Origin of the sequence: Pandoraea soli, assembly GCF_902459595.1 — a bacterium.
Lineage (GTDB): Bacteria > Pseudomonadota > Gammaproteobacteria > Burkholderiales > Burkholderiaceae > Pandoraea > Pandoraea cepalis.
The window spans coordinates 214,443-227,030 of sequence record NZ_CABPSG010000004.1 but is presented as its reverse complement, the minus strand read 5'-3'; the positions used below and the strand labels follow the sequence as shown (position 1 = coordinate 227,030).

The window sequence follows — 12,588 nt, the reverse complement described above, 5'->3', positions numbered from 1 at the left end:
CTTACGCAGCCTTGGCCGGCTCGGCCGTCTGGCCGTGCTTTTGCTTGTAGTCGGCCACGGCCGCCTTGATGGCGTCTTCGGCCAGAATCGAGCAGTGAATCTTCACCGGCGGCAGCGCCAGTTCCTGCGCGATCTGGGTGTTCTTGATATCGAGCGCCTGATCGAGCGTCTTGCCCTTGACCCACTCGGTGACCAGCGACGACGACGCAATCGCCGAGCCGCAGCCGTAGGTCTTGAACTTGGCGTCTTCGATCACGCCGGCTTCGTTCACGCGAATCTGCAGCTTCATCACGTCGCCGCACGCCGGTGCGCCGACCATGCCCGTGCCGACGGCGTCATCGCCCTTTTCGAACGAACCGACGTTGCGCGGGTTTTCGTAGTGATCCAGAACTTCCTTGCTGTAAGACATGGCTAACTCCTTGAATGCTCAGTGTGCGGCCCACTGGATCGAATTCAGATCGACCCCGTCCTTGTACATTTCCCACAGCGGCGACAGATCGCGCAGCTTGCCGATCTTGGCCTTGAGCAGGTCGATCACGTAGTCGACTTCCTGCTCTGTCGTGAAACGGCCCACCGTGAAGCGAATCGAGCTGTGCGCCAGTTCGTCGTTGCGACCCAGCGCACGCAATACATACGAAGGCTCCAGCGAGGCCGACGTGCACGCCGAGCCCGACGACACCGCGACATCCTTGATCGCCATGATCAGCGACTCGCCTTCGACAAAATTGAAGCTGATGTTCAGGTTGTGCGGCACACGCTTTTCCATGTCGCCGTTCACATACACTTCTTCCATTTCCGTCAGACCGCGCAGCAGACGATCGCGCAGCATGCGCACGCGCTCGTTTTCCGTCGCCATCTCTTCACGCGCCAGACGGAACGCCTCGCCCATGCCCACGATCTGGTGCGTGGCGAGCGTGCCCGAACGCATACCGCGCTCGTGACCGCCGCCGTGAATCTGTGCCTCGATGCGCACACGCGGCTTGCGACGCACGTACAGCGCGCCGATGCCCTTCGGGCCATACGTCTTGTGCGCCGAGAACGACATCAGGTCGACCTTCAGCTTGGCCAGGTCGATGGGCATCTTGCCCGTGGCCTGTGCGGCGTCGACGTGGAAGATGATGCCCTTCTCGCGGCAGATCTCTCCGATCGTCTCGATGTCCTGGATCACGCCGATTTCGTTGTTCACGGCCATGATCGACACGAGAATCGTGTCCGGACGCAGCGCGGCCTTGAAGACGTCGAGATCGAGCAGACCGTCGTCCTTGACATCCAGATACGTGACTTCGAAGCCTTCGCGCTCCAGTTCGCGCGTTGTGTCGAGCACTGCCTTGTGCTCGGTCTTCACCGTGATGAGGTGCTTGCCCTTGCCTTGGTAGAAGTGCGCCGCGCCCTTGATGGCGAGGTTGTTCGACTCGGTGGCACCCGACGTCCAGACGATCTCGCGCGGATCGGCGTTCACCAGCTTGGCGACTTCCTCGCGTGCCTCTTCCACGGCCTGCTCGGCGGCCCAGCCGAACGAGTGGCTGCGCGATGCCGGGTTGCCGAACTGCTCGCGCAGGTACGGCAACATCTTGTCCACGACGCGCGGGTCAATCGGCGTCGTGGCGCTGTAATCCATGTAAATGGGGAGGTTGAGGGTGTCGTTTTTCATGGGTGCTCCAGGATCGTGCCGTGGCGCCAGTTAAGAACGGGCCATATCGAAGACCGAATTGGGAATGCGCGTGGCAATGGTCTGGCTGGGTGTGCCGGACTCGCGCGTGTCGTGCAGCACGGCCTGTTGGGCCTGCTTGCTGCGCTGCTGCTCGACGAGGTCGCGCAGCGAAACCGAATCGAGATACTCGACCATCTTCTGGTTGAGCGTCGCCCACAGCTCGTGCGTCATGCAGTGGCCGCGATGACCGTCCTGGCCCTTCTCGCAATTGCCCTTGCTGCCGCACTGCGTGGCGTCGAGCGGTTCGTCGACCGCGATGATGATGTCCGCGACCGTCACCTCTTCCGCGCGACGCGCCAGACTGTATCCGCCGCCCGGCCCGCGCACGCTCTCCACGATCTCGTGGCGGCGCAGCTTGCCGAACAACTGTTCCAGGTAAGAGAGGGAAATCCGTTGACGCTGACTAATGCCCGCAAGCGTCACGGGACCCGCGTCCTGGCGCATGGCCAGGTCGATCATCGCCGTGACGGCGAAACGGCCTTTCGTGGTAAGTCTCATGAGGATGCAGGGGATTAATCTCGACTATTTTCGTCAAGTATAAATTCCCTACGAAATCAGTCAAGTACTTCTGGCCCATTTTTTGCAAAAGTTCCGCCGTCCATTTGGGAAATTTGCTAATTTTCGGGACGCGCGTTCGCCTGGGGGGCGCGCAGGGGGAACAGCAGCACCAGCGGATTGCGCAGCACGGCGCGCCAGAGGGCACGGTGAATGTGCCGGCGGTCGCCAATGCGCAGGGGACGCGATCTGAGCGCCATGTGGAATGCTAACGCGAAACTCACACCGACGTTGAGCAGCGCCATCGACCCGACACCGGCAACGGCCAGCCAGAGCGCCGGATCGCGCAGCACCGGCATGCCCAGCACGCCGATCGACGTCGCGATCGCGCCGGTCGACAGCGTGACGTGGCGCACCTCGAACGGCAGCGCGAACGCCGTCAGCACCGCCGGCACGAGCCCCAGCATGAAGCCGAGCGTCAGATTCCCGAGCACCGGCGCAATGTGACGACGGCACGCGTCCGCCAGCCGCGCCGCCCCGTTCCGTCCGAAGACGAAGCGCAGTCGTCGGTTGTAGGCCAGGACATCCCCGATGCCGTGCAGCGCAAACCAATTGTCGGCCCAGCCTGAAATCAGACTGGAGAACCACAACAGCACCGCCGTCATCGCCGCGAATAGCGGCGTGATACCCAATATCGAGAACGAATTGAGCGTCGCATGGGCTTTTTCGGGCGGAATCGTGTTCATGTCAAGCGCCGCCGACACCGTCCATTGGACCAGCAGGCAGAACGGGAACACCACCGCCAGGTTGCCGAAAATAGCGGCCGCTTGCGTACGCACGAGAGCGATGACCTCGCCCACGAAGGCGTCCATACCGGCGGGCGTGTCGACATCATCGAGCTTGCGGGCGATGGCCGGCGCGGTCATGGCCGGCTGCTTGGTCGCGAGCGTGAAATGGCAGAAGTGCATGAACAGGAAGCAGAGCGCGTAATTGGCCCCGGCCAGGAAGCCCTCGACGACGCTCGGCAGGTGCGCGCTCGCAATCAGGAACTTGACGTAGACGGTCACCACCGTCACCAGACCGCCGCCGCACGCCATCTTCAGCATGGTGAAGTACTCGCCGCGGTTGCGGGCGATGTAATGCTCGCCCGTCTCGGCGCTGCGCTCGACGACCTTGCGCGCCAGCAGCCCGAACGACGTGCGCGCCAACTCACTCACGCTTTGGCTCGCCCGGTTGGCACGCACCAGGTCGGCGAGGAGTTGCACTCGCGCGACGGCACGATCGCCTCGCTCGCCGTGCGTCAGCCACGCTTCGAGCAGACGCTCGAGCCGACGGATCCGCGCCTTGGTGCGTTCAACCTGAAACACGATATCCACGCTCACGCCGTTTTCGTCCAGATGGGCATAGACCTGACGTACTGCGCGCGCGCAGTCGTCGATCAGCGCGCGGAACACGTTGATCTGCTGCACGAAGTGCTGCGACGGCGGCGCACCGTCCGCGAACGCCTGCCCAGCCGATTCGAGCGCCTGCATGGCGCGCCCGATCTGGTAGAACGGCGATTCGGTGGCGCGCGGATACGCCAGGCGCGAGCGCACCGCCTGCGACAGCCCGGTCGACCCAATCTGGTCGACAAGGTGGTGCATCGCGACGAGCAAGTCTTCGCCGAACAGATTCCAGTCGGCGTTGTCATCCTCGTCCTCGCCCTCATGCAAGAGTGCGATAAGGTCGGCCAGCAATGCCGGCGGCATGGCGGCGATCCAGTCGGCGGCGTCGCCATCGGGAAACATCAGCGAGCACAACGCCGAGAGATCGCGCCGCGTCGGGGGTGGCGGAATCAGCGCCTTCTCCACGCGCTCGACCAGCGCCCCCCAGAATCCCGGGCGCACCGGCATGCCGGTATCGCACAGCAGCGAAATGGCGTCGCTCTCGGCAACGACGCTACGCAGCGTGCGCGCCACTGGGAGTCGCCATGCGGGGTTTCGCTCGAGCATCTGCAGCAAATAGCGCAGCCGCGTGTGCGGGCGATAGCGCGCCGCCTCCCCTTCTCCGCGCGCCTCGTTGACGAGGGCGCCGCGCTTTTGCACCCAGTGCGCCAATTCGATCAGCCATTGGTTGCGGACCGCCAGCGGCGCAGACGGATCGGCGTGCGCAAGCAGTTCGTCGAGCTGATGACCGGCGTGACGCGAGGCACGCCATTTACGCCAGTACGAAGTGAGCGAAGTGAGCATCGATGGGAGACGAGGTGAAGGGGGGAGGAGAAAAGCACAGTACTACAGGACAGACCGCGCAACGCAACGTCGCCGTCGCTCAGACGTGCTTTTCCAGATGGGCGAGCAGGCCGTCGAGTCCGTCTTCGATGTAGTCGAGCACCGTCTCGAAGCCCTTTGCACCGCCGTAATACGGATCAGGCACTTCGGTGGCGTCGTGCCGCGTGGCAAAGTCCATCAGACGCACGATCTTGTGACGATACTCAGCCGGACAGCGCGCCACGAGTTCGGCGACGTTGGCGTCGTCCATCGCCACGATCCATTCGAAGCGCACGAAGTCATCCGCTTCGACGCGGCGCGCACGCAGTGCGCTCAGGTCGTAGCCTCGCCGCTCGGCAGCGGCCTGCGTGCGTTCGTCGGGGGCGTGACCGAGGTGATAACTGTGCGTGCCCGCCGAATCGACGGCGATCACGTCAGTGAGCCCAGCGGTGGCCAGCCGGTGACGAAAGATGCCGTCGGCGCTGGGGGAGCGGCAAATGTTGCCCATGCAGACGAAGAGGACAGAGGTCGTTCTCATGCCTTCGGCCCCAACTCCGCCTCGCTCGCCCCATCGGTGCCGAAGACCAGGGCCTTGACGTGCAGCAATTGGTCCCGCGCCTTGGCGGCCTTCTCGAACTCCAGGTTGCGCGCATGCTCCTGCATCTGCTTTTCGAGCTTCTTGATCTCGCGCGCCAACTGCTTTTCCGACATGTCCTGGTAGTGCGCCTGCTCCTTGGCTTCAGCCAATTCCGCCTTGGCGTCCTGCGGGTCGTAGACACCATCGATGATGTCCTTGATGCGCTTCTTCACCCCCTGCGGCACGATGCCATGCGCCTCGTTGTGCGCCATCTGCTTGGCACGGCGACGCTCCGTCTCCCCGATGGCGCGCGTCATCGAGTCCGTCATCTTGTCGCCGTAGAGGATGGCCATTCCGTTGATGTTACGCGCGGCGCGCCCGATCGTCTGGATCAATGACCGCTCGGAACGCAGGAACCCCTCCTTGTCCGCATCGAGAATCGCCACCAGCGACACCTCCGGAATATCCAGCCCCTCGCGCAGCAAGTTGATCCCGACCAGCACGTCGAACGCACCCAGACGCAGATCGCGAATGATCTCCACGCGCTCGACGGTATCGATGTCGCTGTGCAGATAGCGGACCTTCACCCCGTTATCCGACAGATAATCGGTGAGCTGCTCGGACATGCGCTTGGTGAGTGTGGTCACGAGCACGCGCTCTCCCACGGCCACGCGCTTGTTGATCTCACTCAGCACATCGTCGACCTGTGTCTGGGCCGGACGCACGATGATGATCGGGTCGATCAATCCGGTCGGACGCACCACCTGCTCCACCACCTGTCCGGTGCGCTTTGCCTCGTAATCGGCCGGGGTCGCCGACACGAAGATGGCCTGACGCATCTTGCGTTCGTATTCGGCAAACTTGAGCGGACGGTTGTCGAGCGCCGACGGCAACCGGAAGCCGTAGTTGACGAGGTTCTCCTTGCGCGCCCGGTCGCCGTTGTACATGCCGTTGAACTGCCCGATGAGGACGTGCGATTCGTCGAGGAACATCAACGCGTCGGGCGGCAGGTAGTCGACGAGCGTCGGCGGCGGCTCGCCCGGCGCCGCGCCGGACAGATGCCGCGAATAGTTCTCGATGCCCTTGCAGAAGCCCAGCTCCTGCAGCATCTCCAGATCGAAACGGGTACGCTGCTCAAGGCGCTGCGCCTCGACCAGCTTGCCTTCCTTGTAGAAGAAGTCGAGGCGCTCGCGCAGTTCGTCCTTGATTGTCTCGATGGCGCGCAGCACGGTATCGCGCGGCGTCACGTAGTGCGAGGACGGGTAGACCGTGAAGCGCGGCACCTTCTGCCGCACGCGTCCCGTGAGCGGATCGAACAGTTGCAGCGTATCGACTTCGTCGTCGAACAGGTCCACGCGCAACGCCAGTTCGGCGTGTTCCGCCGGGAAGATGTCGATGGTGTCGCCGCGCACTCGGAACGTGCCGCGGCCGAAGTCGGTCTCGTTGCGGGTGTACTGCATGGCGATCAGGCGCGCGATGATCTCGCGCTGCCCGAGCTTGTCGCCCTGCCGAATCGTCAGAATCATCCGATGGTATTCGCTCGGATTGCCGATACCGTAAATCGCCGAGACCGTCGCCACGATGACCACGTCTCGCCGCTCCAGCAGGCTCTTCGTTGCCGACAGACGCATCTGCTCGATGTGTTCGTTGACGGACGAATCCTTCTCGATGAAGAGATCGCGCTGCGGAACGTACGCTTCCGGCTGGTAATAGTCGTAGTACGAGACGAAGTACTCCACCGCATTTCGCGGGAAGAACTCGCGGAATTCCGAGTAGAGCTGCGCGGCGAGGGTCTTGTTCGGCGCGAACACGATGGCCGGCCGCCCAAGCCGCGCCAAGACGTTCGCCATGGTGAACGTCTTGCCGGAGCCGGTGACGCCGAGCAAGGTCTGGAAGGCGAGCCCGTCCTCCACGCCCTCGGTCAACTGGGCGATGGCCGCCGGCTGATCGCCGGCCGCGGCAAATGGGCAGTAGAGCTGATAAGGCGAATCCGGAAACGTCAGGAACTTGCTTTCGTCGAGATCGTTGTCTGCCGCAGGAGTCATGGCGAGGGCGCAAGCGTGAGGGACGTAATCCGGCATTTTAGCGCGTCGGACGATTCCCTGAGGCCCATGGGTGACAACCTATCCGACTGCGGCGCGAGGCCGGGCCGACGAGGTCGCCCCCTGACGCATGGCACGTCAATGTCGTCAATTTCTGGCAATACGTGGCAGTTTTCGTGTCAAAAGGCCGCGATTTCGCGCGGCGCGCGCCTGTGTTTCCCACAAGCGTGGGGAATCTTCGTTAAAATGTCGCGTTGAGCTGATCGCGCGTCTGATACCGCCGACCCGCCGCGTTTTCCTACTACCTGCCTCGAGCCGTCGAAATGACCCTGTTCTCCGCTGTCGAACTCGCCCCGCGCGACCCCATCCTTGGCCTGAACGAAGCCTACAACGCCGATCACCGCACCGAGAAGGTGAACCTGGGCGTGGGCGTGTATTTCAATGCGGAAGGCAAGCTGCCCCTGCTCAAGGCCGTGAAGGCAGCCGAAGAACAACGCGTCGCCGCCGGTCTGCCGCGCGGCTACCTGCCGATCGAAGGCATTGCCGCCTACGACAAGGCCGTGCAGGAAATGCTGTTCGGCAAGGAATCGCCCGTGCTGGCCGAAGGCCGCGTGGTGACCGCGCAAGCCCTGGGCGGCACCGGCGCCCTCAAGATCGGCGCTGACTTCCTCAAGCAACTGAACCCGAATGCCACCGTCGCCATCAGCGATCCGAGCTGGGAAAACCACCGCGCGCTGTTCAGCCAAGCCGGCTTCAACGTCGTCTCGTACCCGTACTACGACGCCGACTCGCATGGCGTGAACCTGGCGGGCATGCTCGACATGCTCGGCAAGGAACCCGAAGGCACCATCGTCGTATTGCACGCCTGCTGTCACAACCCGACCGGCGTCGACCTGTCGATGGACCAGTGGGCGCAAGTCGTCGAGGTCGTGAAGGCCCGCAAACTGGTGCCGTTCCTCGACATCGCCTATCAAGGTTTCGGTGACGGCATCGATGCCGACGCCGCCGTGGTGCGCCTGTTCGCCTCCACCGGCCTGGACTTTTTCGTGTCCAGCTCGTTCTCGAAGTCGTTCTCGCTGTACGGTGAACGCGTGGGTGCCCTGTCGATCGTGACGGGCAGCAAGGACGAATCGGCCCGTGTGCTCTCGCAACTCAAGCGCGTGATCCGCACCAACTACTCGAACCCGCCGACGCATGGCGGCTCGGTCGTCGCCGCCGTGCTGGGCAGCCCCGAACTGCGCGCGCTGTGGGAAGAGGAACTGGCCGAAATGCGTGAGCGCATCCGCGCGATGCGTCTCGCCTTGGTCGAGAAGCTGCGTGCGCATGGCGTGGAACGCGATTTCTCGTTCGTGATCAAACAACGCGGCATGTTCTCTTACTCGGGCCTCACCGCCGACCAGGTCGAACGCCTGCGTGAAGAGTTCGGCATCTATGCCGTGAGCACCGGCCGTATCTGCGTGGCCGCGCTCAACGACAAGAACATCGACCGCGTCGCCTCGGCCATCGCCCAAGTGCTGCGCTAAGCCCATCCGGCATCGTCGAAGTCGAAGCCCGCCACCCGGCGGGCTTTTTTTGCGCCCAAATTTGTTGCGACGCAGCAACGATAATTGAAAACAATTGTCAAAATAGTCAAAAGCTATCGCAATGATGCAGAAATGCCATATATCAGGGTTATGCTGCGTTGCACAGCCGCGATAAACGGTTGCATAATTCGCTCATCATCCGCCTCTGGGCACACAACATGCTGTATCAGATTCACGAATACAACCGTGCGTGGTTGAACCCCCTGACCACCTGGGCCAAGGCAGCGGCGACCACGTTCGTCAATCCGGGCAGCCTGCTGGCCATGATGCCGGGCGCGCCCCGCATCGCCGCGGGATACGAGTTGCTCTACCGGCTCGGCAAGGATTACGAAAAGCCCGAATTCAATATCAAGGCTGTCGAAGTCGACGGTCACAATATTCCGGTCGTGGAAGTCACGGCGATGGAAAAGCCGTTCTGCCGCCTGCTGCGCTTCAAGCGGTACGCCGACGACGCCGGCGCCGTCGGGCAGCTCAAGGACGACCCGGTCGTGCTCGTGGTCGCGCCGCTCTCCGGCCACCACGCCACGCTGCTGCGCGACACCGTCAAAACGCTGCTCAAGGACCATAAGGTCTACATCACCGACTGGGTCGATGCCCGCATGGTGCCGCTCGAGGCCGGCGCGTTCCATCTGGACGACTACGTCGCGTACATCCAGGCGTTCATTCGCCACATCGGCGCGGAGAACCTGCACGTCATTTCGGTGTGCCAACCCACCGTGCCGGTGCTCGGCGCGATCTCGCTCATGGCATCGAACGGCGAAACGACACCCAAGACCATGACAATGATGGGCGGCCCGATCGACGCGAGCAAGAGCCCGACGTCGGTCAACTCGCTGGCGACGAACAAGTCGTACGAGTGGTTCGAGAATCACGTGATCCATCCGGTGCCTGCCAACTATCCGGGCTCGGGGCGACTGGTCTACCCGGGCTTCCTCCAGCATGCCGGGTTCGTGGCGATGAACCCCGACCGTCACCTGACGTCGCACTGGGATTTCTATCTGGACCTGGTGCGCGGCGACAACGACGACGCCGACTCGCACCGTCGTTTCTACGACGAGTACAACGCGGTGCTCGACATGGCCGCCGAGTATTACCTCGACACGATCAAGACCGTTTTCCAGGACTTCAGCCTCGCGCGCGGTACGTGGGATGTGGCCGGCCAACGCGTTCGTCCGCAAGACATCAAGACCACGGCGCTCTTCACCATCGAAGGCGAGCTGGACGATATCTCCGGCAGTGGCCAGACGCAGGCCGCGCATGAACTCTGCGTCGGCATCCCCGCCAAACAGCGGGCGCATTTCACCGCCCCGGCTTGTGGCCATTACGGCATTTTCTCGGGCAGCCGCTGGCGCAATGTGATCTATCCGCAGATTCGCGACTTCATCGCCAAGCACGCTTGAACCGTCATCGGTAACCCGAACGGCCATGACAAAACCGCCGCGGGGCTTCGGCCCTCGCGGCGGTGTTGTTTTGACGCGCGTTCGGCATGCGTCGTACGCGATCACCCAGTCATCGCGTACGCAATGAATCCAGCAGCATTTGCGTATTGAAGGACGAATACGACTTGCGCGCATCGCCGGCCATGAAATCACGCCCCATCACGATGGACAGCGTGTGGCGGTTCGACATCACGTAATAGCCCATCGCCGAGATCGTCACGTACAGATCGACCGGATCGACGCCCGACCGGATTTCGCCGCTGGCTTCGCCGCGCTTGAGCGTCTGCGCGAGCAGCTCGACAATCGGCGAGACCTGTTGGCGAATCTCGGTCGACTGACGCATCGACTTCGCGTCGTGCAGATTCTCGTTGTTGATGAGCCGAATCAGTTCCGGATGGTCGGCGTAATAGTCCCACACGAAGTGGGCCAGTTCGGCCACGGCGTCGAGCGGCGCCAGCACGTCGAGCCTGAGCGCGTGTTCGGCGCGGTTGAATTCGCCATAGACCTCCTCGAGCACCGCCAGATAGAGCTGGTCCTTGTTGCCGAAGTAGTAATACAACATGCGCTCGTTGATGTCGGCTCGGCGTGCGATGCTGTCCACGCGCGCACCGCTTGAACCCCGCTCCGCAAACTCCTCGATCGCCGCCGCAAGAATGCGCTGACGCGTGCGTTCGGGGTCGCGTTTGATCTTGGTTTGAGATGTAGTCATGATCGGCCGGTCGTTCTCATCGGGCGGAATTATGGCACATCGGTTTCAGTGTTTCCGGAAAATGCAGGATAATTCGACTTTCCGCCGAATCCCCTCAAACGACGTGTCCGAAGTTAGCGCGCTCGCGCAGCGCATCGATGCCCTTTTGCCCCAGACGCAGTGCACCAAGTGCGGTTACGCCGGGTGCCGTCCGTATGCCGACGCCATCGCCAGCGGCCAGGCCAGCTATAACCAATGCCCGCCCGGCGGCGCCGAGGGCGTGGCGCGTCTGGCCAAGCTGCTGGATCGCCCCATCATCGCGCTGAATCCGGACAATGGCGCAGAGCGTCCCCGGCCACGCGCCGTCATCGACGAATCGCTGTGTATCGGTTGCACGCTCTGCCTGCAGGCCTGCCCGGTCGACGCCATCGTCGGCGCCGCCAAACTGATGCACACCGTGATCGAGGACCGTTGCACGGGCTGCGATCTCTGCGTGCCGCCCTGCCCTGTCGACTGCATCGACATGGTGCCGGTGACCGGCGAGCGCACCGGCTGGGACGCCTGGTCGCAAACGCAAGCCGACGACGCGCGCTCGCATTTCGAGGTGAATCAGGCCCGTCTCGCGAAGGATCGGGCGGCGCGGGAAGCGCGCCTGGCCGCGCGCGCGGCGCGGGTTGCCCCCGCAGCGCCCGGCACGCCTTCGGCGCCCGCCTCCGGGCAAGATGTGTCGCCGGTCGAGCAAACGGGCGACGTGGCGCCGGCGCCCGTAGCCGATGAAGCCGCTGCGGCGGCGGCTCGCAAGCAGGCCATCATTCAAGCGGCTTTGGCGCGCGCGAGAGAGAAAAAGGCTGCGCTGGCGGCCGAAGGGCTCGCGCCGAAGAACACCACGCACGTTTCGGCCGCCGTGCAGGCACAGATCGACGAAGCGGAAGCTCGTCGCAAACGCCTGGGCCTCACCGCAGACGACGATGCCGCACCCTCGGGTGCCGACAGCGCCCCACAAAAAGGCTAGGCGGGCGGCCGCACACGCCGTCACCTGATAACAAGACAGACGCCCCAACCCACGCGCCACCCGCCATGAACGACGCCAAACGCCGCGCCCTGTTCGAAACGTTGCAGCAACTCAATCCGCATCCGACGACGGAGCTGGAGTACACGTCGCCATTCGAGTTGTTGATCGCCGTGCTGCTTTCGGCCCAGGCGACCGACGTCTCCGTCAACAAGGCCACACGCAAGCTCTACGCGGTGGCCAACACCCCGGCGAAGATGCTTGCGCTGGGCGAGGCCGGGGTTGCCGATTACATCAAGACAATCGGGCTGTACCGCACCAAGGCCAAGAACGTCATCGCCACCTGCCAGTTGCTGCTCGACGCGCACGGCGGCGAAGTGCCCCGCTCGCGCGAAGCGCTCGAAACGCTGCCGGGCGTCGGTCGCAAGACGGCCAATGTGGTGCTCAATACCGCGTTTGGCGAAGACACCATTGCCGTCGATACGCACATCTTCCGCGTGGCGAACCGCACGGGTCTCGCGCCTGGCAAGGATCCGCTGGCCGTGGAACTGGCGCTGGAGCGCGTCATTCCGCGCGAGTTCAAGCACGATGCCCACCACTGGCTCATTTTGCACGGCCGCTATGTGTGCAAGGCGCGCAAGCCGGAGTGCTGGCATTGCGCCATCGAGCCGCTGTGCGACTTCCGCCCCAAGACGCCCGCGCCGAAGGGCTGATCCACTCGCCGGACAACGACATCCCGAACAACACAAACGACAACGGGCGGCCCCGACACTGGGACCGCCCGTTTGTTCTGGACTC

At 63.4% G+C, this 12,588-nt stretch carries 11 protein-coding genes; 4 read left to right on the top strand and 7 right to left on the bottom strand.

The genetic code is table 11. The features are described from left to right. Window position 1: 1 nt before the first annotated feature. The 6 genes from iscU to uvrB all read right to left on the bottom strand — a co-directional run bounded on the left by iscU (window position 2) and on the right by uvrB (window position 7,074). A complete protein-coding gene (iscU, locus tag PSO31014_RS09625) occupies window positions 2-409 on the bottom strand; it encodes a Fe-S cluster assembly scaffold IscU (protein WP_017234964.1) in 408 nt (135 codons plus the stop codon). 18 nt (window positions 410-427) lie between these two features. Beyond that, window positions 428-1,651 carry an IscS subfamily cysteine desulfurase gene (locus PSO31014_RS09620; RefSeq protein ID WP_150551419.1) on the bottom strand — a complete coding sequence of 408 codons (1,224 nt, stop codon included), beginning with the start codon at window positions 1,649-1,651 and terminating at the stop codon, window positions 428-430. A gap of 30 nt (window positions 1,652-1,681) precedes the next feature. Continuing rightward, entirely contained in the window at window positions 1,682-2,209 is a 528-nt protein-coding gene (iscR, locus tag PSO31014_RS09615) for a Fe-S cluster assembly transcriptional regulator IscR (RefSeq protein ID WP_017234962.1), read from the bottom strand. A gap of 116 nt (window positions 2,210-2,325) precedes the next feature. Continuing rightward, window positions 2,326-4,434, bottom strand: coding sequence for a site-specific recombinase (locus PSO31014_RS09610; protein WP_150551418.1), 2,109 nt, complete (start codon window positions 4,432-4,434; stop codon window positions 2,326-2,328). Between the two features lie 79 nt (window positions 4,435-4,513). Beyond that, entirely contained in the window at window positions 4,514-4,990 is a 477-nt protein-coding gene (locus tag PSO31014_RS09605; RefSeq protein WP_174976461.1) for a low molecular weight protein-tyrosine-phosphatase, read from the bottom strand. Continuing rightward, the gene (gene uvrB, locus PSO31014_RS09600) at window positions 4,987-7,074 is read right to left on the bottom strand and encodes an excinuclease ABC subunit UvrB (RefSeq protein ID WP_150551417.1); all 2,088 of its coding nucleotides are present in this window, start codon (window positions 7,072-7,074) and stop codon (window positions 4,987-4,989) included. Before uvrB ends, PSO31014_RS09605 begins: the two co-directional genes overlap by 4 nt. A 320-nt stretch (window positions 7,075-7,394) precedes the next feature. Here uvrB and PSO31014_RS09595 point away from each other — a divergent pair, with 320 nt between their 5' ends. Both PSO31014_RS09595 and PSO31014_RS09590 read left to right on the top strand, forming a co-directional pair. Continuing rightward, complete coding sequence (locus PSO31014_RS09595; protein WP_130025547.1) at window positions 7,395-8,594, top strand: amino acid aminotransferase; 1,200 nt, start codon at window positions 7,395-7,397, stop codon at window positions 8,592-8,594. A gap of 218 nt (window positions 8,595-8,812) precedes the next feature. After that, entirely contained in the window at window positions 8,813-10,054 is a 1,242-nt protein-coding gene (locus PSO31014_RS09590; RefSeq protein ID WP_150551416.1) for a polyhydroxyalkanoate depolymerase, read from the top strand. 109 nt (window positions 10,055-10,163) lie between these two features. On the opposite strand, the gene PSO31014_RS09585 is transcribed toward PSO31014_RS09590, so the two are convergent. Next, window positions 10,164-10,802: a TetR/AcrR family transcriptional regulator gene (locus PSO31014_RS09585; RefSeq protein ID WP_150551415.1), complete on the bottom strand. Its 639-nt coding sequence runs from the start codon at window positions 10,800-10,802 to the stop codon at window positions 10,164-10,166. A gap of 103 nt (window positions 10,803-10,905) precedes the next feature. Here PSO31014_RS09585 and rsxB point away from each other — a divergent pair, with 103 nt between their 5' ends. Next, window positions 10,906-11,793: an electron transport complex subunit RsxB gene (gene rsxB, locus PSO31014_RS09580; protein WP_246176566.1), complete on the top strand. Its 888-nt coding sequence runs from the start codon at window positions 10,906-10,908 to the stop codon at window positions 11,791-11,793. A gap of 65 nt (window positions 11,794-11,858) precedes the next feature. Next, window positions 11,859-12,503: an endonuclease III gene (gene nth, locus PSO31014_RS09575; RefSeq protein ID WP_017234932.1), complete on the top strand. Its 645-nt coding sequence runs from the start codon at window positions 11,859-11,861 to the stop codon at window positions 12,501-12,503. Window positions 12,504-12,588 lie beyond the last annotated feature (85 nt).